The sequence below is a fragment of the Ruthenibacterium sp. genome, from assembly GCF_017421385.1.
GTDB lineage: Bacteria > Bacillota > Clostridia > Oscillospirales > Ruminococcaceae > Ruthenibacterium > Ruthenibacterium lactatiformans.
On sequence record NZ_JAFOIN010000074.1, the window covers coordinates 1 to 23,999 of the forward strand.

Annotated in this window: 19 protein-coding genes and 1 pseudogene; 16 read left to right on the forward strand and 4 right to left on the reverse strand. The window is 59.5% G+C overall.

Translation table 11 applies throughout. The features are described 5' to 3' along the window. Both IIY41_RS07920 and carB read left to right on the forward strand, forming a co-directional pair. The coding region (locus IIY41_RS07920) for a glutamine amidotransferase-related protein (protein ID WP_502709820.1) at positions 1-228 on the forward strand (228 nt) is incomplete at its 5' end. After that, on the forward strand, positions 215-3,433 hold the full coding sequence (gene carB, locus IIY41_RS07925; RefSeq protein WP_287400286.1) for a carbamoyl-phosphate synthase large subunit: 3,219 nt from the start codon (positions 215-217) through the stop codon (positions 3,431-3,433). The genes IIY41_RS07920 and carB, both read left to right, overlap by 14 nt. A gap of 42 nt (positions 3,434-3,475) precedes the next feature. Here carB and IIY41_RS07930 read toward each other — a convergent pair whose 3' ends face one another. Beyond that, positions 3,476-4,072 (reverse strand): hypothetical protein, encoded by a 597-nt coding sequence (locus IIY41_RS07930; RefSeq protein WP_287400288.1) that lies wholly within the window; start codon positions 4,070-4,072, stop codon positions 3,476-3,478. A gap of 137 nt (positions 4,073-4,209) precedes the next feature. Here IIY41_RS07930 and IIY41_RS07935 point away from each other — a divergent pair, with 137 nt between their 5' ends. Beyond that, positions 4,210-4,728, forward strand: a complete 519-nt coding sequence (locus IIY41_RS07935; protein WP_287400290.1) for a hypothetical protein — start codon at positions 4,210-4,212, stop codon at positions 4,726-4,728. A 144-nt stretch (positions 4,729-4,872) separates the two neighbouring features. Continuing rightward, entirely contained in the window at positions 4,873-6,012 is a 1,140-nt protein-coding gene (locus tag IIY41_RS07940; RefSeq protein WP_009321887.1) for a DEAD/DEAH box helicase, read from the forward strand. Positions 6,013-6,061: 49 nt separating this feature from the next. Here IIY41_RS07940 and IIY41_RS07945 read toward each other — a convergent pair whose 3' ends face one another. Together IIY41_RS07945 and IIY41_RS07950 are read right to left on the reverse strand one after the other, a co-directional pair. Next, entirely contained in the window at positions 6,062-6,307 is a 246-nt protein-coding gene (locus tag IIY41_RS07945) for a helix-turn-helix domain-containing protein (protein WP_009321888.1), read from the reverse strand. A 450-nt stretch (positions 6,308-6,757) separates the two neighbouring features. Further along, positions 6,758-8,845: a glutamine synthetase III family protein gene (locus IIY41_RS07950; protein WP_287400293.1), complete on the reverse strand. Its 2,088-nt coding sequence runs from the start codon at positions 8,843-8,845 to the stop codon at positions 6,758-6,760. A gap of 465 nt (positions 8,846-9,310) precedes the next feature. Between IIY41_RS07950 and IIY41_RS07955 the strand changes: the two genes are divergently transcribed. From IIY41_RS07955 to IIY41_RS08005, 11 genes and pseudogenes are all read left to right on the forward strand, one after another. Next, a complete protein-coding gene (locus IIY41_RS07955) occupies positions 9,311-10,405 on the forward strand; it encodes a class II glutamine amidotransferase (protein ID WP_287400295.1) in 1,095 nt (364 codons plus the stop codon). Positions 10,406-10,424: 19 nt separating this feature from the next. After that, entirely contained in the window at positions 10,425-11,930 is a 1,506-nt protein-coding gene (locus tag IIY41_RS07960; RefSeq protein WP_009321891.1) for a glutamate synthase-related protein, read from the forward strand. 448 nt (positions 11,931-12,378) lie between these two features. After that, positions 12,379-13,650, forward strand: coding sequence for an adenylosuccinate synthase (locus tag IIY41_RS07965; RefSeq protein ID WP_009321892.1), 1,272 nt, complete (start codon positions 12,379-12,381; stop codon positions 13,648-13,650). An 80-nt stretch (positions 13,651-13,730) separates the two neighbouring features. Continuing rightward, entirely contained in the window at positions 13,731-14,171 is a 441-nt protein-coding gene (locus tag IIY41_RS07970) for a 4Fe-4S dicluster domain-containing protein (protein ID WP_270248601.1), read from the forward strand. Next, positions 14,168-15,397 carry an NAD(P)/FAD-dependent oxidoreductase gene (locus IIY41_RS07975; RefSeq protein WP_270248602.1) on the forward strand — a complete coding sequence of 410 codons (1,230 nt, stop codon included), beginning with the start codon at positions 14,168-14,170 and terminating at the stop codon, positions 15,395-15,397. The genes IIY41_RS07970 and IIY41_RS07975 overlap by 4 nt, the downstream gene beginning before the upstream one ends. Further along, positions 15,397-16,122 (forward strand): GltB/FmdC/FwdC-like GXGXG domain-containing protein, encoded by a 726-nt coding sequence (locus IIY41_RS07980; RefSeq protein WP_270248603.1) that lies wholly within the window; start codon positions 15,397-15,399, stop codon positions 16,120-16,122. Before IIY41_RS07975 ends, IIY41_RS07980 begins: the two co-directional genes overlap by 1 nt. Before the next feature lie 113 nt (positions 16,123-16,235). Then, on the forward strand, positions 16,236-17,552 hold the full coding sequence (locus IIY41_RS07985; protein WP_055080043.1) for a glutamine synthetase family protein: 1,317 nt from the start codon (positions 16,236-16,238) through the stop codon (positions 17,550-17,552). A gap of 48 nt (positions 17,553-17,600) precedes the next feature. Continuing rightward, on the forward strand, positions 17,601-18,185 hold the full coding sequence (locus tag IIY41_RS07990; protein ID WP_242853446.1) for an ANTAR domain-containing response regulator: 585 nt from the start codon (positions 17,601-17,603) through the stop codon (positions 18,183-18,185). A gap of 54 nt (positions 18,186-18,239) precedes the next feature. Beyond that, positions 18,240-19,070, forward strand: a complete 831-nt coding sequence (gene dapF / locus IIY41_RS07995) for a diaminopimelate epimerase (RefSeq protein ID WP_082052107.1) — start codon at positions 18,240-18,242, stop codon at positions 19,068-19,070. Between the two features lie 72 nt (positions 19,071-19,142). Continuing rightward, a complete protein-coding gene (gene pyrG, locus IIY41_RS08000; RefSeq protein WP_287400299.1) occupies positions 19,143-20,753 on the forward strand; it encodes a CTP synthase in 1,611 nt (536 codons plus the stop codon). A gap of 225 nt (positions 20,754-20,978) precedes the next feature. Next, positions 20,979-22,165, forward strand: a pseudogene (locus IIY41_RS08005) (LL-diaminopimelate aminotransferase). Positions 22,166-22,240: 75 nt separating this feature from the next. Here IIY41_RS08005 and IIY41_RS08010 read toward each other — a convergent pair. Further along, on the reverse strand, positions 22,241-22,798 hold the full coding sequence (locus tag IIY41_RS08010; RefSeq protein ID WP_050004575.1) for a dihydrofolate reductase family protein: 558 nt from the start codon (positions 22,796-22,798) through the stop codon (positions 22,241-22,243). Between the two features lie 161 nt (positions 22,799-22,959). On the opposite strand from IIY41_RS08010, the gene IIY41_RS08015 reads away from it, so the two are divergent. Then, positions 22,960-23,997 carry an aldose epimerase family protein gene (locus tag IIY41_RS08015; RefSeq protein WP_154523085.1) on the forward strand — a complete coding sequence of 346 codons (1,038 nt, stop codon included), beginning with the start codon at positions 22,960-22,962 and terminating at the stop codon, positions 23,995-23,997. Positions 23,998-23,999 lie beyond the last annotated feature (2 nt).

Below are 23,999 nucleotides of genomic sequence, written 5' to 3' on the forward strand. Positions count from 1 at the left end.
ATCACCAGCCAGAACCACGGCTACGCGGTGGTCTCCGAGGCAGTGAGCCACGGCCGCGTGAGTTTCGTCAACGCGAATGACGGCACCTGCGAGGGCATCGACTATCCGCAGCTCCGGGCGTTCTCCATCCAGTTCCATCCGGAGGCGTGTTCCGGCCCCCGCGACACCATGTTCCTGTTTGACCGCTTTGTCAACATGATGGAGGAGGATCGCCATGCCGCTGAATAAAGACATCAAGAAAGTGCTCATGATCGGCTCCGGCCCCATCGTCATCGGCCAGGCCGCCGAGTTCGACTATGCCGGCGCCCAGGCCTGCCGCGTGCTCAAGAAGGCCGGCGTCAACGTGGTACTGGTCAACTCCAACCCCGCCACCATTATGACGGACCCGGACATCGCGGACCGCGTGTATGTGGAGCCGATGACCCTGACGGTGCTGAGGCGCATCATTGAAAAGGAAAATCCGGATTCCATCCTGCCGAACCTGGGCGGCCAGACGGGCCTGAATCTGGCCATGGAGCTGGCCCGCAGCGGTTATCTGGAGCAGGCCGGCGTGCGCCTGCTGGGCGCGAAGCCCGACACCATCGACCGCGCCGAGGACCGCCAGCTCTTCAAGGACACCATGGAGAAGCTGGGCGAGCCGGTTATCCCTTCCAAGGTGGTGGAGAGCCTGTCCGACGCGCTTGCGTTCGCGGGCGAGATCGGTTACCCGGTCATCGTGCGCCCGGCGTTCACCATGGGCGGCACGGGCGGCGGCATCTGTGAGACCGTGGAGGAGCTGCACGAGATCGGCACCAACGGTCTGCGCCTTTCGCCCATCCATCAGGTGCTCATTGAAAAATGCATCTCCGGCTGGAAGGAGATTGAATACGAGGTCATGCGCGACGGAAAGGGCAACGTCATTACCGTCTGCAATATGGAAAACTTTGACCCCGTGGGCGTTCACACCGGCGATTCCATCGTCGTGGCGCCCAGCCAGACGCTCTCCGACAAGGAATACCAGATGCTGCGCACCTCGGCGCTGAATATCATCACCGAGCTTGGCATTGAGGGCGGCTGCAACTGTCAGTTTGCCTTAAAGCCAGACAGCTTCGAATACGCCGTCATCGAGGTGAACCCCCGCGTGTCCCGTTCCTCGGCGCTGGCCAGCAAGGCTACGGGCTATCCCATCGCCAAGGTGGCCGCGAAGATTGCTATCGGCTATTCGCTGGACGAGATCACCAACGACGTCACGGGGCAGACCTGCGCCTGCTTCGAGCCCGCGCTGGATTACTGTGTGGTCAAGTTCCCGAAATGGCCGTTCGACAAATTCGTATACGCCAAGAAATCCCTGGGCACGCAGATGATGGCCACGGGCGAGGTGATGGCCATTGCCAACAGCTTCGAACACGCCTTCATGAAAGCGGTGCAGAGCATCGAGCTGGGGCTGGAAACGCCCACGCTGGAAACGCTGTCTGCGCTGACGGACGAAGAAGTGGTGGAAAAACTGCATGTGTGCGATTCCGACCGCTCTTTTGTTGTGTACGAGGCCATCAAGCGCGGCGTGCCGTTTGAGACGATTTACAATATCACTAAAATTGACCCGTGGTTTTTGGCAAAGCTGCAAGGGTTGGCCGAAACAGAGCTTGCGCTGGCCGGGCTGCGAGGCGGCATACTGACGGAAGAGCTGTACCGCACCGCAAAAATGCAGGGCTTCCTGGACAAGACCGTGCTGCGTCTGACGGGACTGGATGCGCTGCTCTGTGAAAAGCTGCGCGCGTCCTATAAGATGGTGGACACCTGCGCGGCCGAGTTCAGTGCGAAAACGCCGTATTTCTATTCCACTTTTGACGAGGAGAACGAAGCGGCGCAGTTTATCGCGGAACACCCCTCCGACAGGAAAAAGGTGCTGGTGTTCGGCAGCGGCCCCATCCGCATCGGGCAGGGCATCGAGTTCGATTATTGCAGCGTGCACTGCACATGGGTGCTGAAAAGCCACGGCTGCGAGGCTGTCATCGTCAACAACAACCCCGAGACCGTCTCCACGGACTTCGATACCGGCGACCGTTTGTATTTCGACCCGCTCACGGAAGAAAGCGTGGAGCATATCATCGCCACGGAAAAGCCATGGGCCTGTGTGGTGCAGTTCGGCGGCCAGACGGCCATCAAGCTGACAAAACACCTGACAAAGCTGGGTGTGAAGATTCTGGGCACCAGTGCGGACGCCATCGACGAGGCGGAGGACCGGGAGCGTTTCGACGCGCTGCTGGAAAAGTGCGGCATTCCGCGCCCGCAGGGCCACACGGTGTTCACCTGTGATGAGGCACTGGCCGCCGGCGCACAGCTGGGCTACCCGGTGCTGCTGCGTCCGTCCTACGTGCTGGGCGGACAGAATATGATCATCGCCTACAATGAGAACGATGTGAGGGAATACATGGCCATCATCACCAGCCATGTGGATATGTCGAACCCGGTGCTGGTGGACAAATACCTGATGGGCACCGAGTGCGAGGTGGACGCCATCTGCGACGGCGAGGACTTCCTCATTCCGGGTATGATGGAACACATCGAGCGTGCGGGCATCCATTCGGGCGACTCCATCTCGGTGTATCCGCCGCAGAACCTCAAGCAGAAGATCAAGGGCACCATTGTGGATTATACGGGCCGTCTGGCCCGCGCGCTGAACGTGGTGGGCCTGATGAATATCCAGTTCGTGGTATACAACAACGAGGTGTTCATCATTGAGGTGAACCCCCGTTCCAGCCGCACGGTGCCGTACATCAGCAAGGTGACGGGCGTGCCCATGGTGGAGCTGGCCGTGCGCTGTATGCTGGGCGAAAAGCTGCGGGACATGGGCTATGGCACGGGCCTGTATCCCACGGGCGATTACTGCGCCGTAAAGGTACCGGTGTTCAGCTTCGAAAAGCTGCACGATGTGGACACCCAGCTGGGGCCGGAAATGAAATCCACCGGCGAGGTGCTGGGCATCGACAAAACCTTTGAGGACGCGCTGCTCAAGGGCCTTGTGGGCGCGGGCTACAGCCTGCGGCAGCCCACGCCGGGCAAATGCGTTATCCTGACGGTAAAGGACGCGGACAAGCGCGAGCTGGTGGACATCGCCTGGCAGCTCAAGGACATGGGGTACAAGCTGTACGGCACGTCCGGCACGGCGTACTATCTGGGCCAGAACATGGTGGCCTGCAACGAGGTGCGCAAGCTCAGCGAGGCGCGGCCCAATATCATGGACCTGTTTGAAAGCGGGCTGGTGGACTATGTGATCTCCACGTCGTCCAAGGGGCGCATCCCCTCCCATGACAGCGTAAAGATGCGCCGCAAGGCCGTGGAGCTTTCCATCCCGTGCCTGACGGCCATCGACACGGCGCGGGTGCTGGTGAAATGCCTGCGCAGCGGCAAAACGCTGGCGGATGTGGACCTGGTGGATATTTCGACCATTTGAAAAAGAAAAAGGACCCGCGTCAGCGGGTCCTTTTTCTGTGTTTTATAAAACTGCACCGAAAACAGGCTGCTCAAAATGGGCAAGTATTTCATTGACATCGTGCAGGTCATAAATCGGATGTTCAATACGGAACAAAATGATAATATCTCGAACCATGCTCTGGGAAAGGGCGTGCCCGGCGGAAGCAAGCATTTCTTCAGTTTGCTCTTTGGATAAATGAAGCGCCAATGATAATGCCAGCGCTGTTTGCTTGGAAGGATGATAATTCGGGTTGGAACGGATTTTGGAGAACAGACGGCGGTCGATACCGGCGCGGCGGTAAACATCCGTATCGGCAAGTTCCATATTGTCGATATACCCGAACAGAAGGGTGTGGAAACTGGGTTTCAGCTCGTTGGCGACAAACTGTTCCAGTTTCCGTCCCTCGTCCGCTTCGCGATTGTTAAGAAGACCGAGGATGTCGTCAAAATATGAAGTGTTATCATCTTCTTCGCAGTTTGGACAGGCCAGAGGCATTGATGGGGCTGCACCTCTAAAGACAGGGGCCTTTGGAACAATTTCGGACTGCGGGTCATTTTCCAGCAGCCCTTTTTGCCTCAACAGTTCTTCTAGCTCGGATAGGAGCTGGGGGTGCAGCATATGGATTCCTCCAATTTGTCGCCGTAGCAGCGACCAAATTTTTTTATGGGAAGCTAAAATAAAAACAGAAAGCTGTTTGGGGGAGATACATGGCAATGAGTAGAGAAATTATTTTTTTGCTTGACAGGAGCAGCAACATGGCAGGAAAAGAAGCAGAAGTTATCACGGAATATAATGCATTTCTTTTACAGAATGGGCGGGGAGATTACAATGTTACGACAGTATTGTTTGACGACCAATATGTACTGTTGTATTATTGCCTTCCCATCGGTTATGCACAGCTTTATCCCGAGCAGTATTACGTGCGGGGTGCTTGTGCGTTGTACGATGCGATTGGCCGCACAATAACAACCGTCAATGCCTGCCATGCGCAGCTTACAGAGAGCAAGCGCCCCAAGACCTATCTGTTCATCAGGACGAATGGAGGGGACAATGCCAGCCTGACCTATACGAAAAAAATGATTTGGGAGATGCTGGAGCGGCAGCAGCAGAAGTGTGGATGGGAGATATTTTTCGTTGGCTGCGATGTACAGACGGCGTTGGCGGCGGCACCCACACACAAAGGCATCAACGGTGCGGAGGACAGCCAGGATGATGATTACTTTGATATACTGCGAAGGCTGCTGGAAAGAAGAAATTTTTCGAAGGAGGAATAATTTCAGTATACAAGAAATATAAAAAATTTCAATATGAGACCCGTCGCGTTGATACGCGCGGGTTTCTTTTTTCAACAGGATATGATATACTAAATTTTGTATGAAAAAGAACGGAATTGAAAATATGTGTTGCAGGAGCGAAGCATGAATTACAGCGAACTGAACGTGCCCGAGCAGATCCACAAGGCTGTGGAGCGCATGGGCTTTACCGAAATGACCGAAGTACAGGAAAAGGCGATCCCCCCTATGATGGAGGGCAAGGACATCATCGCCAAAGCGCCCACGGGCACGGGTAAAACCTGCGCTTTCGGCATCCCGCTCATTCTCGGGCTGGACCAAAGCCGGAATTACCCGCAGGCCGTCGTCATGGCGCCCACGCGGGAGCTGGCGCAGCAGATCACCGAAGACCTGCAGGACCTGGCGCATTTTTATCCGGACATCCGCGTCGTCACCGTCTATGGCGGCGCGAATATTCAAAAGCAGATCGAAAAGCTGAAAAAGGGCGCGCAGATCGTCGTGGCCACACCCGGCCGCCTGCAGGACCACATGAACCGCCGCACCGTGGACCTTTCCCACGTTACCACCGTGGTGCTGGACGAGGCCGACGAGATGCTCAACATGGGCTTTTACAAGGATGTGCGCAAAATTCTGGACCAAATCAAATCCCGCCAGCGTTTGGCAATGTTCAGCGCCACCATCAGCCGCGAGGTGATGGACATCGGCTGGCTGTATCAGCGGGACGCCGAAGAAATCACCGTGCAGCCTGTGGAGGATTCCGCGCCCAGGATCGACCAGTACCTGGTACTGACGACAGGCCGCAACAAGCTGGCGGACATGGCGGAGATCATCGTACAGAAGGGTTACAAGCGCGTGATGGTGTTCTGCAACCAGAAATACACCACCGCTATGCTGGCGAACCAGATGGCCCGGCTGAATTTTGTGGTGGACTGCCTGCACGGAGACCTTTCCCAGGCGGAACGCAACAAAATTATGGGCGAATTCAAAGCGGGCAATATCGCTGTGCTGGTGGCGACAGACGTGGCCGCCCGCGGCATCGACGTGTCCGAGGTGGACGCCGTGTTTAACTACGATGTGCCGGACTCCAACGAATATTACACGCACCGCATCGGCCGCACAGGGCGCGCGAAGCATACGGGCGAGGCCTATGTGCTGTACACGAAGGAAGAGCACAAGCGCGTGCGTGACATGCTGCGCTACACCCGCAACACCGCCACACCCATTGCTTTCGATGAGAACCGCAGCATCATCCCGGGCACGTTTTAAGCCCGGAAAACAGATTATAAAAGCCGCCCCATATCTCATGGGACGGCTCTTATTTTACTGAAAACAATGCGCTGATCTCTACTTCAAGACTTCGGGCGAGCGCATAAACCTCTTTGTCAGAAACCGAACGGGTCTGGCCCTCCAACTTTGATAAACTGGAATAGCTGATATCAGCACCAAAGGTCTGCATTTTAGCCATCAACGCTTTTTGTGTAATACCCTGTTCAAGGCGGAGCCGGGTGACGGTCGCGCCGACAATATTTTTATCACCCAGTGGTGCCACACGTTCCCGCATCTGCCGCTCTCTTTTTTTGATTCTTTAACAGAATTATAAGGAGAAAACAACTCGATATAATTCCAAAAAAGAATGATGCTGAAATAAAAAGAAACGGAGTGAAAACGATGGAGCGGCCAATGGATGCGTTGGGGAGGATCGTACTGCCTGCAGGTTATCGCAAACAAAAAATCTTCAAGCGGGAGATGTTCTCTGCGTAGATGAGCAAGAGGGAAAACGGATGATTTATCCCAGAAAAGCGCGGTGCGCACTATGTGGTGGAAAAAAAGAGCTTCTTTCCCATGGGAGACATACTTTATGTGAAGCCTGTTGGAAAGAACTGCATACATAATTGTATATCTGCCCCAAAATTGACAAAAGGCGCTGCCGCTTGCGCGGCAACGCCCTTTGCCAGTATAGGAGAATAAGGAAAAGGTTCCGTGCCCCGTACCGGACGGAACCGGTACGGGTTCAGTTTACGCCGAACAGAAGCTCTGCGTAAGTGGGGAAGGGCCAGTAGTCTTTCCCCGTGGCAAGCTCCAGCGCATCAGCCACCGCGCGCAGCTCGGCCATCTTCGGCAGCACCCTGTCTTTGTAGCAGGCGGCCTCCTGCAGGCTGTCGCCGCGGGAAGCGCCGTCCACGGCGGCCTGCAGCTCGTCGATTTTTTCCACCAGCATGTCGGCCCCGGCTGAGAGCTTGGCCAGCAGCGTTTCCTCAGCGCGGGTGGAAAGGGCGGAGGACAGTGCCTTTTTGCTGCAGGCGGTATCGGCAAGGTCGCCCATGTAGGCGGCTACCGCCGGGACGATCTGTTTTTTGGCCATATCCAGCATGGTCAGCGCTTCAATGTGCAGCGCTTTGGTGTAGTTTTCCAGGCTCACTTCATAACGGGCGCGCACCTCAGCCTCGCTGAAAATGCCGAATTCCTCAAACAGTTCGATATTTTTTCGTTCCAACACACAGGGCAGCGCGTCTACGGTGGATTTCAGGTTGCACAGGCCGCGCTTTTCCGCCTCTTGTTCCCATTCACGGCTGTAACCGTTGCCGTTGAAGATGATGCGCTTGTGGTCGCGGATGGTGCGCTTCACCAGTTTGATAACGGCGGTGTCGAAATCCTCCGCATTCTCCAGCTCGTCGGCATAGCCTTTCAGCTCTTTGGCAACTGCGGTGTTCAGCACGATGTTTGCGTCAGCGATGCTCATGGCGCTTCCCGGCATGCGGAATTCGAATTTATTGCCGGTGAACGCGAACGGAGAGGTGCGGTTGCGGTCGGTCGTATCCTTGGAGAACGTGGGCAGGATATCCACACCCAGCTCCATGCGCGTTTTGGCCGGGGCAATGTAGTCCGCGCCGGAGGCGATGGATTCAATGATGGCTTCCAGCTCCTCGCCCACAAAAATAGAGATGATGGCCGGCGGCGCTTCATTGGCGCCCAGACGATGGTCGTTGCCCGCGGAGGCGACGGTCACACGGAGCAGGTCCTGATACTGGTCCACAGCCTTGATTACGGCCGCGAGGAACAGCAGGAACTGCAGGTTTTCCATGGGCGTTTTGCCTGGGTCCAGCAGATTTTCCGTGGGTGTGGAGATGCTCCAGTTGTTGTGCTTGCCGCTGCCGTTCACGCCGTCGAAGGGCTTTTCATGCAATAAGCAGGCCATGCCGTGGCGTGTGGCAACGCGCTTCATCATCTCCATAGTGAGCTGATTGTGATCCACGGCGATATTGGTGGTCGAGAAAATGGGCGCCAGCTCATGCTGGGCGGGGGCCACCTCATTGTGCTTCGTTTTGGCTGCGACGCCCAGCTTCCACAGTTCGTCGTCCAGCTCCTTCATATAGCCTGAAACACGGGGCTTGATGACACCGAAGTAGTGGTCGTCCAGCTCCTGCCCCTTGGGAGGCATCGCGCCGAACAGTGTGCGGCCGCACAGGCGCAGATCCTCGCGCTGGAGGTACTGCCCCCTGTCCACAAGGAAATACTCCTGCTCCGGCCCTACGGTGGTGGAGACCTGAGGCACCGTTTTGCCGAACAGCTTTAAGATGCGGCAGGCCTGCGTGCTGATGGCGGACATGCTGCGCAGCAGCGGCGTCTTTTCGTCCAGCACCTCGCCGGAATAGCTGCAGAACGCGGTGGGGATGCACAGCACCTCGTCCTTGACAAAGGCGTAGGAGGTGGGGTCCCAGGCGGTGTAGCCGCGGGCCTCGGCCGTAGCGCGCAGGCCGCCGGAAGGGAAGCTGGACGCATCCGGCTCGCCCTTCACAAGCTCCTTGCCGGAAAACTCCATAATAACGCGGCCGTCTTTGGTGGGGCTGATGAAGCTGTCGTGCTTTTCACTGGTCACGCCCGTCAGCGGCTGGAACCAGTGGGTATAGTGCGTGGCGCCGTGCTCAATGGCCCAGTCCTTCATGGCGTTGGCCACCACGTTGGCTACTTCCACGTCCAGCGGCGCACCGCGCCGGATCGTCTCATGCAAAGATTTATAAGTCGCGCTCGGCAGGCGCTCTTTCATCACGTGGTCGTTGAATACCATGCTGCCGAAAATTTCCGTAGTCGTCGCTGCCATACTCCCTTACTCCTTTTCTCCGGTGTATTTTGTATACTTTCCCTGCGGACAGCCTCTGCCTGCCTGAATGCAGACAAAAAAGGCGCTGTGGACAAAACCGTCCACAGCGCCTTTGCTGTTCTATGGCCCAAATCATACACCTCCGGGCGGCGGCTGTCAACGCTTTTTTCGAAATTTCTGTCCGCACCGGACATTTCTGTTGCTTTTTACCATCGCGTCCGCCGTTCAAAAACAGCTTTTGTGAAAACAGACAAAGTCGTACGCGGCACGTTGACATTCTGCATAAAGTTTAATATGATAAAAATGAACAAAGACGTTCGCCAAGGGGCTGGTGCCCCCTGGCGGGCGTTTTTTGTTTTTCCGGCGGCTGCGCCGCGCGGAAAAGCACGGAGGGGTGCTTTGAATAGGAGAACCGCGGGGCGGTACGGACCGCCCCGCGGGGAAACGGGAAAGGGAATGGTGTTTATGCTGAAAGAAGGAGAGGTACGCATCCCGTCGGGCTGCGCCATATCGGGCGTGTTCCACAAGGACGGCCGCCGCGAAAACGGCAGCGGCATCGTGGCCGGCATCGCGGCCATGCACGAGCGCTCCAACGGCCTGGGCGGCGGGTTTGCCGGGTACGGCATCTACCCGGAATACCGGGAGCTGTATGCATTCCATGTGTTCTACGACACCGTAGACGCCCAGCACGCGGCCGAGGCGAGGCTGCTGCGGGACTTCGATGTGGAAAGCAGCGGCACGCTGCCCACGCGCCCCATTGCGGCCATCCGGGACGCGCCCAGCCTTATGCGCTATTTTGCCGCGCCCAAGCCTCAGACGCTGCTGGACTCCAAGCTGGACGAACGGGAGTTCGTGGTGCGGTTCGTCACGCGGGTAAACCGGGAGATCGGCGGCGCATATGTGTTTTCCTGCGGCAAAAATATGGGCGTATTCAAGGCCGTGGGTTACCCGGAGGACGTGGGGGAATTTTACCGTCTGGAGGAATACGAGGGCTACGCATGGACGGCCCACGGCCGTTACCCTACCAATACGCCGGGCTGGTGGGGAGGTGCGCATCCGTTTTCCATTCTGGATTATTCCGTGGTGCACAACGGCGAGATCTCCAGCTATGACGCAAACCGCCGCTTTATCGAGATGTACGGATATAATTGCAGCTTGCTCACGGATACCGAGGTGATTACCTATATCATTGATTTCCTGGTACGGCGCAAGGGCCTGACGCTGGAAGAAGCGGCCGGCGTTATCGCCGCACCGTTCTGGAGCACCATCGAACAGATGCCCGAAGCGCAGCGGGAACGGCTGGCCTACCTGCGGGAGACCTTCGCGTCCCTGCTCATCACAGGACCATTCTCCATCCTGCTGGGCTTCACGGGCGGCATGATGGCGTTGAACGACCGCCTCAAGCTGCGCAGCATGGTGTGCGCTGAAAAGGGCGAGGCTGTGTATTTTGCCAGCGAGGAGTGCGCCATCCGCGTGATGGAGCCGGACGTTGAAACGCTTTGGGCGCCCCGGGGCGGCCAGGCCGTTGTTGTGCGCCTGAACGACGGCGTGACAGTGTAGGAAAGGGGAGAATGGGAAAATGTACGCGGATTTTATCTATCCGGAGTACGAGGTGGTGCGCAACTACCAACGCTGCATCGCATGCCGTGCATGTGAGCGCCAGTGCGCCAACGAGGTGCACCGCTATGACGCCGATGAACAAATGATGACGGCGGACGACGCGAAATGCGTCAACTGCCACAGGTGCGTGAGCCTGTGTCCCACCCGGGCGCTGAAGATCGTGCGCACCGACCACACGTTCAAGGAGAACGCAAACTGGACGAAGGACAATATCCAAAACGTATACCGCCAGGCGGCCACGGGCGGCGTGCTGCTTTCCAGCATGGGCAACCCGGAACCGCTGCCCGGCTACTGGGACCGTATCCTCATCAATGCCTCCCAGGTGACGAACCCGCCCATCGACCCGCTGCGCGAACCCATGGAGACGCGGGTTTTCCTGGGCAAAAAGGATATGGAGATCCGGCGGGATGAAAACGGTGCCATCGTACCGAAAAAAACGCCTCATATCGAGCTGGCCGTGCCGATCATGTTCAGCGCCATGAGCTATGGGTCCATCAGCTACAATGCCCATGAATCTCTGGCGCGGGCGGCCACGGAGCTGGGTGTGTGCTACAACACCGGCGAGGGCGGCCTGCATGAGGATTTTTACCGTTACGGCCCCAACACCATCGTGCAGGTGGCGTCCGGCAGGTTCGGCGTACACAGCGAATACCTGAACGCAGGCGCGGCTGTGGAGATCAAGATGGGGCAGGGGGCAAAGCCGGGCATCGGCGGGCATCTGCCCGGCGCGAAGATCGTGGGCGACGTGGCCCGCACGCGCATGGTGCCCGAGGGCGCGGACGCCATCAGCCCCGCGCCGCACCACGACATCTATTCCATCGAGGACCTGCGCCAGCTCGTCAACAGCCTGAAGGAAGCCACCCATTATGAAAAGCCCATCATTGTGAAAATAGCCGCCGTACACAATGTGGCGGCCATCGCCTCGGGCATTGCGCGCTCGGGCGCGGACATCATTGCCATCGACGGCTTCCGGGGCGGCACGGGCGCGGCGCCCACCCGCATCCGGGATAATGTGGGCATCCCCATCGAGCTTGCGCTGGCGGCTGTGGATTCCCGCCTGCGGGCGGAGGGCATCCGCGGAGATGTGAGCCTGGTGGTGGGCGGCTCCATCCGCTCATCGGCGGACGTTGTCAAAGCCGTGGCGCTGGGAGCGGATGCGGTATATATCGCTACCAGCGCACTGCTGGCATTGGGGTGCCACCTGTGCCGGACCTGCCAGTTGGGCCGCTGCAACTGGGGCATCGCCACCCAGAGGCCGGACCTTGTCAAGCGGCTGAACCCGGACCTGGGCGCCGCGCGGCTGGTGAACCTCGTCACCGCCTGGCAGCATGAGATCAAGGAGATGATGGGCGGTATGGGGATCAACTCCATTGAGGCGCTCAAGGGCAACCGCCTGATGCTGCGGGGGGTGGGAATGACAGAAAAAGAGCTGGAGATCCTGGGGATTTCTCACGCCGGCGAATAGTATTTTCCCCTTCTGTATGGTATAATAACCCCAAAACTGCCGCTTACGCGGCTGCGCGTGTGCGCTGCACACGCCCCTGTGCTGACGCACAGGGCTTTGAGAACATTGAACCATGCAAAACCGCAGCAGGTGCGGTTTTGCTGAGGCCGCTTCGCGGCGTCATGGTATAATAATCCCAAAACTGCCGCTTACGCGGCTGCGCGTGTGCGCTGCACACGCCCCTGTGCTGACGCACAGGGCTTTGGAAACATTGAACCATGCAAAACCGCAGCAGGTGCGGTTTTGTTGAGGCCGTTTCGCGGCATAGATACCGTGTTGCTTAGAGAACACGGGCGGGACGCGAAGTGTGAGCTTGGAAACATGGTATCATAAAACTGTACGGAAATTTTTGCGGACGGACCGCCAGGCAGCTGCGGCGGCCCGTAAAGGGAGAAAGGGAGAGTGTATTATGTTAACAGCGATCACCGGCGTAAACTGGGGCGACGAGGGCAAGGGCCGTATGGTGGACCTGCTCAGCGAACAGTACGACATTGTCGTGCGGTATCAGGGCGGAAACAACGCCGGCCACACCGTCATCAACGAAAAAGGCAAATTTATCCTGAATCTGCTGCCCTCCGGCATCCTGCGCGAGACCACCGTCAACGTGATGGGTAACGGTATGGTCATTGATCTGGAGCATCTGGTACACGAAATCGAAAACCTGCGCAGGGGCGGCATTGCAATCAGTCCGGAGAATCTGAAGATCTCAGAGCGGGCGGTCATCTGCATGCCGTACCACAAGCTGCTGGACTGCTACGAGGAGGACCGTCTTGCGGATGCGAAATACGGCTCCACACGCCGCGGCATCGCACCCGTTTACGGCGACAAATATATGAAAAAGGCCCTGCGCATGGGCGATCTGTTCCACCCGGAGACGACAAAAGCGCGCCTGGCGGATATCGTGGCCTACAAAAATCTCACCATAGAGGGCGTGTACGGAAGGCCGCCGGTCAGCGCGGATGATATGTGGGCGTGGCTCGTGGAATACGGCGACATCCTCAAGCCTTATATCTGCGACGCTGGGCTGTATCTGGACAAAGCGGCCAAAGCGGGGAAAAACATCCTGTTCGAGGCCCAGCTGGGCGCGCTGCGCGACATCGACTTCGGCATCTACCCCTATACGTCGTCGTCGAACGTCATCGGCGCTTACGCGCCCGTGGGCGCGGGCATCCCGAACCATAAGATTGACCGGAACATCGGCATCATGAAGGCGTATTCCTCCTGCGTGGGCGAGGGCCCCTTCACCTGTGAGCTGTTCGGCGAGGAGGCGGAGAAGCTGCGTGCCGCCGGCGGAGAGTACGGCGCGGCCACGGGCCGCCCGCGCCGTGTCGGCCCGTTCGACGTGGTGGCCAGCCGCTACGGCTGCCGCGCCCAGGGCGCGGACGAGATCGCGCTGACGAAGCTGGATATCCTGGATTCGCTGGATGAGATCCCCGTTACCGTGGCCTATGAGCTGGACGGAAGGGAGATTCACGATTTCCCCTATGGGGATGTGCTGGAGCAGGCGAAGCCCGTCAACAAAATGTTCAAGGGATGGCGGACGGATATTTCCGGCTGCCGGAAAAAAGAAGAGCTGCCGCGGGAGGCGCTCGAGTATATCGCATTTATCGAAGAAGCGGTCGGCGTAAAGATCAAATATGTCTCCGTTGGCGCGGAGCGCGACCAGTATATCGTGCTTTGATCGGCACGCCTTCCGTTTCGATGGCGCGCACGGCTGGAAAGAGGGGCCCGGCCTGCATGCATGGGAACGAGGGAAAGTGAATGAAACGTGTTTATGTGAACGAACAGTGGTGCCTTGGGTGCCATCTGTGCGAGTATTACTGCGCGTTTGCCAATTCGGGCAAAAGCGACATGGTAAAGGCGCTCAAGGGCGCCGCCGTGCACCCGAACATCCGTATCGAGGAGGGACCGGGAGGCATCAGCTTCGCGGTGGCATGCCGCCACTGCAGTGAGCCGCTGTGCGTCCGGGGCTGCATCTCCGGTGCGCTGCAGGTGCGGGACGGCGTCGTCACCATCGACGAAAGTAAATGTGTGGGCTGCTACACCTGTGTGGCCAGCTGCCCCTATGGCGCTGTCCTGCCCGGCGCGCACGGCGCAGTACAGAAGTGCGAGCTGTGCACCCAAAGCGGCGGTGTACCCGCCTGCGTGGAGCACTGCCCAAACAAGGCCATCGTCTTTGAGGAGAGGGGGGCCAGGGCATGAGGTACGTCATCATCGGCGGCAGCGCAGCAGCCATCGGCTGTATCGAGGGCATCCGCTCCGTGGACAAAACCGGCGAGATCATTCTCATTACAGGAGAGACGGAGTGGAATTATTCCCGCCCGCTCATTTCGTATCTGCTGGAGGGCAAGACCACGCGGGACAAAATGTGGTGCCGGCCGGACAGCTTTTTTACCCGGAACGGTGTGACGGTGAAAGCCGGCGTGCTGGCCACCGCGCTGGATGCCGGAGACAGGACCGTGCGGCTCTCTACAGGCGAGCGGCTGGCTTACGACAGGCTGCTGGCGGCCACGGGCAGCCGCCCGTTCGTGCCGCCCATTCCCGGGCTGGAAACGGTGGAGCGTACCTTTTGCTTCCAGACGCTGTCCGACGCCTCGGCTCTGGCTGAGGCGCTGCGGCCGGAGAGCCGCGTGCTCATTCTGGGCGCGGGCCTCACGGGCGTCAAATGCGCCGAGGGCATCCGCGGCCTGTGCGCGCAGATCGCCATTGCGGACCTTGCGCCCCGCGTGCTGCCTGCTGTACTGGATGACACGGCGGCTGCCATGGTGCAGGCCCGTATGGAGGAGAAGGGCGTCCGTTTTTACCTGAACGACAGCGCGGCCGCATTCCGGGGAAACACGGCCCGGCTCCAAAGCGGAACGGAGCTGGAATTCGACGTGCTGGTAACGGCCGTGGGTGTGCGGCCGAACACGCAGCTGGTGGCGGACGCAGGCGGCGCGGTGGACCGGGGCATCCTGGTGGACGGCCGCTGTGCCACCACGCTTCCCGATGTATATGCTGCGGGAGACTGTGCCCAGGGATACGATGCGGTGAGCGGCGAAAAGCGCATGCTGCCCCTGTGGCCCAACGCCATGCTGCAGGGCGAGACGGCGGGCATCAACATGGCGGGCGGCCGCGCCGATTACACGCAGGGCATTGCCCTCAACGCTTCGGGCGTGTTCGGCCTGCACATGGTTACGGCGGGCAGTTATGAGGGCGAGAGCTTCACGGTGCAGAGGGACGGCAGCTACAAACGCCTTGTCACGGCAGACGGCGTTCTCAAGGGCGTTATCATGGTGGGGGATGTATCCCGCGCCGGTATTTATACAGACCTCATCCGCAAGAAAAAGCCGCTGTCGGAGATCGACTTTGACCTGATCCGGGAATCGCCGCAGCTCATGGCGTTTTCCCAAAAGGACCGCAGGGTACAGCTGGGAGGAGAAGTGTGATGACAAAGCTTGACGCGAAAAACATGCCAGCAAAGGAGCTTTGCGCGCGCATCCGGGAAAGCACGGACACGGCGCTGGCCGTGGAGCATGTGAACGGCCAGCGCTATATTGCGGCGGGCCTTGGAAAGAAAGAGCTGACGCTGACAGGCACGCCCGGAAACGCGCTGGGCGCATATCTGAACGGCACGCGCATCACGGTGCTGGGCAACGCGCAGGACGCCACCGGCGATACCATGAATGACGGCGCGATCTTCGTGCATGGTTCTTCCGGTGATGCCACCGGCTACGCCATGCGCGGCGGGAAAATCTACGTGCGGGGCAACGCGGGCTACCGTGCGGGCATCCATATGAAGGCGTACCGGGAAAAGCAGCCGGTGCTCATCATCGGCGGCGAGGCGGGCAGCTTTCTGGGCGAATACCAGGCCGGCGGCATTATTATCGTGTTGGGGCTGGGCAGCGGCGGCAGAGCGCCGGTGGGCCGTTTTGTGGGCACAGGCATGCATGGGGGCAGAATGCTGCTGCGCTGCGACACGCTGCCCCCGGACCTTCCCGCCCAAGTGGCGGCCCGCAAGGCCGGGAAGGATGACCTGGCGGCCGTGGAGCCGTATCTGGCGGAATACTGCGGCGTGTTCGGGCTGGCGCAGGAGGATATCCTGAGGGAGAATTTCTTCCTGCTGGAGCCCAACACGCAGAACCCATACCGGCAGTTGTACTGCTATTCGTAACAACGCGCGGCGCGCACCGGGCGGGGCTTTGCCCCGCCTGTTGCGGTTCCGGCAACAGCCGGCGCGCAAAAAAGCAAGGCGGCGCACGGCGCGGCCAAACCGGAGGGAAAACAATGGATTCGACGATGCAAGCCGTGCTCCAGTTTGTGGAGGAAAACGACGTAAAGTTCATCCGACTGGCGTTCTGCGATGTGATGGGCACGCTGAAAAATATCGCCATCATGCCCAGCGAGCTTCCGCGCGCGTTCGAAACGGGGGTTTCTTTCGACGCATCGTCCATTTTGGGCTTCGCGCCCGTAGATAAATCGGACCTGTTCCTGTTCCCGGACGCGGCCACGCTCTCGGTGCTTCCGTGGCGGCCGCAGACGGGGCGCGTGGTGCGTTTTTTCTGCAGTGTGCGCACGGCGGACGGAAGCCCCTACGGGGCGGACGGAAGGCATATCCTGCGCAGGACCCTGCGCCGTCTGGCGGATGCAGGCTACGAGTGCCGTGTGGGTGCGGAATGTGAATTTTACCTGTTTGAGCGGGACGCGGAGGGCAGGCCCACCAAGCGTCCCCAGGACAACGGCGGCTATTTTGACGTCGCGCCCCTGGACAGGGGCGAGAACGTCCGGCGTGAGATCTGCCTGACGTTGGAGGAAATGAACATCCGGCCGGAATCCAGCCATCATGAACAGGGCCCCGGCCAGAACGAGGTGGATTTCAAGCACGCCGCACCGCTTACAGCGGCGGACGACGTCATCACGTTTAAAAATGTGGTCAAGACGGTGGCCGCGCGCAACGGGCTGTACGGCTCGTTCAGTCCCAAGCCCCTGGCGGATAAGCCCGGCAGCGGCATGCATGTGAATATTTCGCTGGCACGGGGAGGCCGAAACATCTTCGCTCCAGGGCCGGACGGCGCGTACAGCCCGGCCATGCGTTCGTTCATCGCGGGCGTGCTGGCCTGCGCGGGCGAGATATGCGCCTTTACGAATCCGGTTCCGGGCAGCTATGCCCGGTTCGGCAGCTTCGAGGCGCCGCGCTATGTGGCGTGGAGCCACCAGAACCGCAGCCAGCTCATCCGCATCCCGGCCGCGCCCGCGCCCGAGTATGCGCGCATCGAGGTGCGTATGCCGGACGTCTCGTGCAATCCTTATCTGGCCTTTGCATTGCTGCTGGCAGCGGGCTTCGAGGGTATGGAACGGAAGATGGAGCTTGCCGAGGAGACGCCCTACGACCTGTACACGGCAAACGCCGGCGCGCTGGAGGCGCTGCCCGCCTCGCTGGAGGAGGCCATTGCGCGGGCCGGCGGTTCGGCCTTTGTTGAGAAAGTGCTCTCGGCGGATACGGCGCGCAAATATCTGGCACTCAAGCAGGCGGAGCAGAACCGCTGGTTCGCAGCGCGGGATAAGGAAAAATATCAGGACGAAGCATATTTCGGAGTTTTGTAATATTTAACTTTAGAATTACAGAATGTAATATTTTGGAGCCGCAAGGGGGTGAGGACGTTGCCGGGCGCGCTGATCGTATCCAGCGGAGAAAAGGGCCGCGATATGCTGTGCGGAGTGCTGACGGACATGGGCGCGGGGGACATATCCACCGTGACTTCCGGCGCCGAGGCGCGGCGGGGTTTTGCCGACGCGGACTGGCAGGTCATCCTCATCAACACGCCGCTGTCGGACGAGTTCGGCCACGAGCTGGCCGTGTTTGCGGCCGGGAGCACAGGGGCGGGCGTGGTGCTGCTGGTGAAGGCTGAGATGGCCGACGAGGTAGCGGCCCGCGTGGAGGACGCAGGCGTATTCGTGGTGCCGAAACCGCTGAACCGGGCGCTTTTGTTTGGGGCTGTCAAGCTGGCGCAGGCGGCGAACCGCCGCATCATGGGTTTGCAGCGGCAGAACAACATCCTGCAGCAAAAGATCGACGACATTCGTCTGGTGGACCGGGCGAAATGCGCGCTGATCCAGTACCGTCTGCTGACGGAGCCGGAGGCGCACAAATACATTGAGCGGGAGGCCATGGATTCCCGCCGTACGCGCCGGGAAGTGGCCCAGGCCATCCTGCGCATGTACGAAGGCGGCTGTTGAGCGGGCGCGGCCCGCTGGAATGTATGGGAGATTCGGAACGGGAGGACACTTGCTATGGGAAAACTGGATTTTACAAAAATGCATGGCTGCGGCAACGATTATGTTTACATCGATTGCTTCAAACAGGACGTGGAAGCCCCGGAGCTGCTGGCTCGCACGCTCTCCGACCGGCACAAGGGCGTTGGCGGAGACGGCGTCATCCTCATCTGTCCCTCTGAAACGGCGGATGCAAAGATGCGCATGTTCAACGCGGACGGCAGCGAGGGCAGGATGTGCGGAAACGGCGTGCGCTGTGTGGCGGAATATCTGTTCCGCCACGGATATGCCTCGGGCACGGCGGCAGATGTAGAAACGCTTTCGGGCGTGAAGCACATCGTCCGCAGAGAGCCGGGCCTGCTGACCGTAGACATGGGCGCGCCGGAACTTGCGCCGGAAAAAATTCCCGTGACAGGCTTTGCAAAGCCAGTTGTCAACGAGCTGGTGGAGGTGAACGGCGGCGCGGTGCGTATGACCTGCGTCTCCATGGGCAACCCGCACTGTGTGGTGTATGTGCCGGACACCGCGGGCCTGAATCTGCCTGTGCTGGGCGGCGCAATGGAACACAGCAAATGGTTCCCCGAGGGTGTGAATACGGAATTTATTCAGATTTTGGATGAAACACATTTGAAGATGCGGGTGTGGGAGCGCGGCAGCGGCGAGACCATGGCCTGCGGCACAGGCGCGTGCGCGGCCGTGGTGGCAAGCGTGCTGAACGGCCATTGCAAAAAGGATACGGATGTGGACGTGCTGCTGCTGGGCGGAACGCTTACCATCCGTTACACGGGTGATACCGTGCTGATGACGGGCAATGCCGTCGAGGTGTTCACCGGAACGGTGGAGGTGTAAAAACGCATCAGAAAGCGGCGCGCGGTTGGGCGCGCGCCCGGGGGAAGAGAAAAGGGAAAGAGGCAAAAGCGTATGACGAAGTATATTTTTGTGACGGGCGGCGTGGTGTCCGGCCTGGGCAAGGGCATCACAGCGGCCTCGCTTGGCCGCCTTTTGAAAAGCCGCGGTCTGAAGGTGGCGGCCCAGAAGCTGGACCCGTATATCAATGTAGACCCCGGCACCATGAGCCCCTATCAGCACGGCGAGGTATTCGTGACCGAGGACGGCGCGGAGACCGACCTGGACCTGGGGCATTATGAACGCTTTATCGACGAGGATCTGAACAAGTACTCCAACCTCACTACGGGAAAGGTATACTGGAACGTGCTCACCAAAGAACGCCGCGGCGAATATTTGGGCGAGACGGTGCAGGTCATTCCCCATATCACGGGCGAGATCAAACGCTTTATCTATTCCGTGGGGAAAAAGACGGATGCCGACATTGTTATCACGGAGATCGGCGGCACCACGGGCGACATTGAATCCACCCCGTTTCTGGAGGCCATCCGCCAGGTAAGCATCGAGGCCGGGCGGGAAAACTGTCTGTTCATCCACGTCACGCTGGTGCCGTACATCAAATCCAGCGGCGAGCACAAGACAAAGCCCACACAGCATTCCGTCAAGGAACTGCAGAGCGTGGGCATCATGCCGAATATCATCATCGCCCGCGTGGACGAGCCGCTGGAGGAAGCCAACCGGCAGAAGATCGCACTGTTCTGCAACGTCAAGCCGGACTGCGTCATCGAGAACCTGACGGTGCCCGTGCTGTACGAGGCCCCGCTGATGCTGGAGCGCAGCCACCTGTCCGATATCGTGTGCCGCGAGCTGCATCTGGACTGCCCCCCCTGCGACCTGACCGACTGGAACGAGATGCTGGCCCGCATCGCCGCGCGCAGGCGCAGCGTGAACATCGCCATCGTGGGCAAGTACACCAGGCTGCACGATGCGTATCTTTCGGTGATGGAATCCCTGTATCATGCCGGCTACGAGACGGGCGCGGTGGTGCACATCAAATGGGTGGAGGCCGAGGAGGTGAACCCATACACTGCGGACGATATCCTGCGGGAGTGCGACGGCATTCTGGTTCCCGGCGGCTTTGGGGACCGTGGGATCGAGGGTATGGTCCATGCCGCCCATTATGCCCGCACGCAGGGCAAGCCCTATTTCGGCATCTGTCTGGGCATGCAGATCGCTGTCATCGAGTATGCACGCAGCATGCTGGGCTATGCGGATGCAAACTCCTCTGAATTCGATCCCGTGGGCGCGCATTCAGTCATCGACCTTATGCCCGACCAGAAGGCTCTGGACGAAAAAGGCGGCACCATGCGCCTGGGGCGTTACCCCTGTGTTATCATGCCGGGCACGCGAATGGCGCAGGCTTACGGTGCAGAGGAGGTCAGCGAGCGGCACCGCCACCGCTATGAGTTCAACAATGAGTACCGCACCGCGCTGCGCGAAGCAGGCCTCGTGCTGGCGGGCACCTCGCCGGACGGCCGGCTGGTGGAGGCTGTGGAGGTGCCGGGCAAACGGTTTTATGTAGGCGTGCAGTACCATCCCGAGTTCAAAAGCCGTCCCAACTGCGCCCATCCGCTGTTCCGCGCCTTTGTGGCGGACGCGCTGCGTTACCAGGACGAGGACAAATAAACGCGCTTACTGCGGCAGGCGCGGCGTCGTGCTATAATGCCGCCAAAGCCGCCGCTTGCGCGGCCCTGCGCGCAAAGCGCACCGGCTTCGGGGCATTGAAACACGCAAAAGCGCGGCAGGCGCGCTTTTGTTGTAGCCGCAGGCGCGGTGTCGTGTTATAATACCCTTAGGCGGGCCGCCCGGCGGGCGGCTCTTTCCAGATCAAGAGGCAGGGGGAAATACGAATTGAAGATCAATGAAAACTACAAGAACCTTTCCGAAAGCTATCTGTTTCCACCATCGCAAAGAAGGTGGCGGTCTATACGCAGCAGCATCCGGAACAGGAGATCATCCGCCTTGGCATCGGCGACGTGACGCTGCCGCTGGCTGCGCCTGTGGTGGATGCGCTGCACGCCGCTGTGGAGGAGATGGGCAAAAAAGAAACCTTTCACGGCTATGGCCCCGAGCAGGGCTACGGCTTTTTGAAGCAGGCTCTGATGCGTTATTACGCCCGGCGCGGCGTTGTGCTGGCGGAGAACGAGATCTTTGTGGGCGACGGTGCGAAAAGCGACATCGGGAATATCCTGGACCTGTTCGATGTAGACAATACCGTCCTTGTGCCCGACCCCGTCTATCCTGTCTATGTGGATACCAATGTGATGGCCGGGCGGCGTATCGTGTATGCGGCGGCCACGCGGGAAAACGGTTTTCTGCCCATGCCGCAGGCAGATGTACAGGCGGACCTGATTTACCTGTGCAGCCCCAATAACCCCACGGGCGCGGCGTACAGCCGGGATCAGCTTCAGGCGTGGGTGGATTATGCGAATGAGCGCGGCGCGGTGCTGCTGTTCGACGCGGCTTATGAGAGCTTCATCACAGACGGGGACGTGCCCCACAGCATCTACGAGGTAAACGGCGCCGAGACCTGCGCCATCGAATTCTGTTCGTTTTCCAAAACGGCGGGCTTTACGGGGACGCGGTGCAGCTATACCGTAGTGCCGCAGGCGCTGGTGCGCGGCAGCCTGCACCTCAATGCCATGTGGCTGCGCCGCCAGACCACGAAATACAACGGCGTACCGTACATTGTGCAGCGGGCGGCTGCGGCCGTGTTCACGGAGGAGGGGCAAAAAGCCACCAGAGCAGCCATCGACTACTACCGGGCCAATGCTGCCGTCATCGCGGCCGCGCTGGACGAGGCCGGCATATGGTACTGCGGAGGCAAAAACAGCCCTTATATCTGGATGCAGTGCCCCGGCGGCATGAAGTCCTGGGATTTCTTCGATCATCTGCTGGAGCATGCGGGCGTTGTGGGTACGCCGGGCGCGGGCTTTGGCGCACAGGGTGAGGGTTACTTCCGCCTGACGGGCTTCGGCGACGCGGAAAAGACCAGGCTGGCAGCGCAGAAGCTGAAAGAGGCAGTGCGGGTGCTGTAAGGCGCGCCGTATCAACAAAAACAGTACGGCAAAAGCAGGCCCCGCAGCGGAGCGTTTCCGCCGTGGGGCCTTTGTTCATACGGGGGGCGGCGCGTCCCGACGCACATATACCAGCTCCACCACGCCGTTGCACACCGTATGCCTCGTCAGACGCAGAGGCAATGCGGGCCCCTCCGGGGGAAACAGGCGGACGCCGCCGCCCAGGATCACCGGCATGACCGTGAGCTGGTAAACGTCGATGAGGTCAAGCGCCATCATCCGGCGGGCGAGCTGCGCGCCGCCGCACACCCAGATATTCCGCCCGGAGCGCGCTTTCAGGCGGCGTACCGCCTCTGCCGGGTCCTCGGACGTAAAAACGGCGTTTGCGTCCGGCGGGGGTGCACCGTGTGTGAACACTTGGCACTCCATTCCCACATACGGCCACGCGCCGGGAGAGAGCTCCTGCGTAATTTGGCGGTAAGTCGTCATGCCCATCAGTACGGTGTCCACTTCGGCGGAAAAGGCGGCATAACCATAGTCCCCTTCAAAGGCTTCGCCGTTGTTGGCGAGGTCCATCCAGCCGACGCCGCCGTTTTTGTCGGCAATGAAGCCGTCAAGACTCATGGCGAGATATAAGATCACCTTTCGTTCCATAAACCGTCCTCCCAAGAATGGATGCTATTTATCATATCATGTGCACGGATACAAGCGCAAGCGGGAAGATATGCGTTGCCTTTCGCGGCATTTCGCGGTAAAATAAAATAACAGAAAGAAAGCGCCCGCCGCGCGCGGGAAAATGTGGGAGGGAACATACGATGTCTATCACGAGCCATTATTATGGCAGGACGCAAAACGGCGAGGAGATTTACCAGTATATTCTGGAAAACGCCGCGGGCATGCGTGTGGCTGTCATCGAGTACGGCTGCGTCATCACCAATATATGGGTAAAGGACAACACCGGCGAGCTGCGTGACGTGGCGCTGGGCTACAGTAAGCTGGAGGATTACGAATTGGGCGGCGTATTCGGCGCGTTCATCGGCCGCTATGCCAACCGCATTGAGAAATCGCACTTCACATTGGATGGCAAAACATATGAATTGGAACCCAACAACGGGCCGAACCATCTGCACGGCACATTTGCCAAGAAAGTGTACAAGGGCAGCATCGTGGACGGCAGCCTGGTGCTGCGGGCAGTGAGTCCCGACGGAGAGGACGGCTTTCCGGGAAACCTGGAGCTTACGGTGCGCTATACGCTTACAGACGAAAACGCGTTGGTGCTGGACTATACGGCAACGACCGACGCTCCCACCATCATCAATCTGACGAATCACAGTTATTTCAACCTGGAGGGGCAATCCAGCGGCAGCATGCTGGAACAGACGTTGTGTCTGAACGCTTCCACGTTTACAGAGGGCAACGCCGAGACCTGCCCCACCGGGCGCATCCTGCCCGTGGCGGGCACCCCCATGGATTTCACCCGGGCCAAGCCCATCGGCCGGGACATTCAGGCGGAGTACAGCCAGCTGCAGATGTGCGGCGGGTACGACCACAACTTCATTCTGGACAAGGAACCGGGGATGTTGGCTCTGGCAGCCGTGGCCCGCTCGGAAAAGACGGGCATCACGATGGAGACTTACACCACACAGCCCGGCGTGCAGCTGTACACGAGCAACTCACTGCAAAACGATACGAGGCCCGGTAAGACGGGCGGTATATATGGCCGGTATCAGGGCTTTTGCCTGGAGACCCAGCATTATCCCTGTACGCCCTCGCACCCCGAATTTCCCTCTGTGGAGCTGCGCCCCGGCGAGGAATATCACGAAACGACGATTTATAAATTCCTGACGGAGTGAAA

Bases quoted from the DNA above. Each gene is read 5' to 3' on its own strand.
- carB (WP_287400286.1), top strand. From the start codon at position 215: ATGCCGCTGAATAAAGACATCAAGAAAGTGCTCATGATCGGCTCCGGC.
- IIY41_RS07930 (WP_287400288.1), bottom strand. From the start codon at position 4,072: ATGCTGCACCCCCAGCTCCTATCCGAGCTAGAAGAACTGTTGAGGCAA.
- IIY41_RS07935 (WP_287400290.1), top strand. From the start codon at position 4,210: ATGGCAGGAAAAGAAGCAGAAGTTATCACGGAATATAATGCATTTCTT.
- IIY41_RS07940 (WP_009321887.1), top strand. From the start codon at position 4,873: ATGAATTACAGCGAACTGAACGTGCCCGAGCAGATCCACAAGGCTGTG.
- IIY41_RS07945 (WP_009321888.1), bottom strand. From the start codon at position 6,307: ATGCGGGAACGTGTGGCACCACTGGGTGATAAAAATATTGTCGGCGCG.
- IIY41_RS07950 (WP_287400293.1), bottom strand. From the start codon at position 8,845: ATGGCAGCGACGACTACGGAAATTTTCGGCAGCATGGTATTCAACGAC.
- IIY41_RS07955 (WP_287400295.1), top strand. From the start codon at position 9,311: ATGCTGAAAGAAGGAGAGGTACGCATCCCGTCGGGCTGCGCCATATCG.
- IIY41_RS07960 (WP_009321891.1), top strand. From the start codon at position 10,425: ATGTACGCGGATTTTATCTATCCGGAGTACGAGGTGGTGCGCAACTAC.
- IIY41_RS07965 (WP_009321892.1), top strand. From the start codon at position 12,379: ATGTTAACAGCGATCACCGGCGTAAACTGGGGCGACGAGGGCAAGGGC.
- IIY41_RS07970 (WP_270248601.1), top strand. From the start codon at position 13,731: ATGAAACGTGTTTATGTGAACGAACAGTGGTGCCTTGGGTGCCATCTG.
- IIY41_RS07975 (WP_270248602.1), top strand. From the start codon at position 14,168: ATGAGGTACGTCATCATCGGCGGCAGCGCAGCAGCCATCGGCTGTATC.
- IIY41_RS07980 (WP_270248603.1), top strand. From the start codon at position 15,397: ATGACAAAGCTTGACGCGAAAAACATGCCAGCAAAGGAGCTTTGCGCG.
- IIY41_RS07985 (WP_055080043.1), top strand. From the start codon at position 16,236: ATGGATTCGACGATGCAAGCCGTGCTCCAGTTTGTGGAGGAAAACGAC.
- dapF (WP_082052107.1), top strand. From the start codon at position 18,240: ATGGGAAAACTGGATTTTACAAAAATGCATGGCTGCGGCAACGATTAT.
- pyrG (WP_287400299.1), top strand. From the start codon at position 19,143: ATGACGAAGTATATTTTTGTGACGGGCGGCGTGGTGTCCGGCCTGGGC.
- IIY41_RS08010 (WP_050004575.1), bottom strand. From the start codon at position 22,798: ATGGAACGAAAGGTGATCTTATATCTCGCCATGAGTCTTGACGGCTTC.
- IIY41_RS08015 (WP_154523085.1), top strand. From the start codon at position 22,960: ATGTCTATCACGAGCCATTATTATGGCAGGACGCAAAACGGCGAGGAG.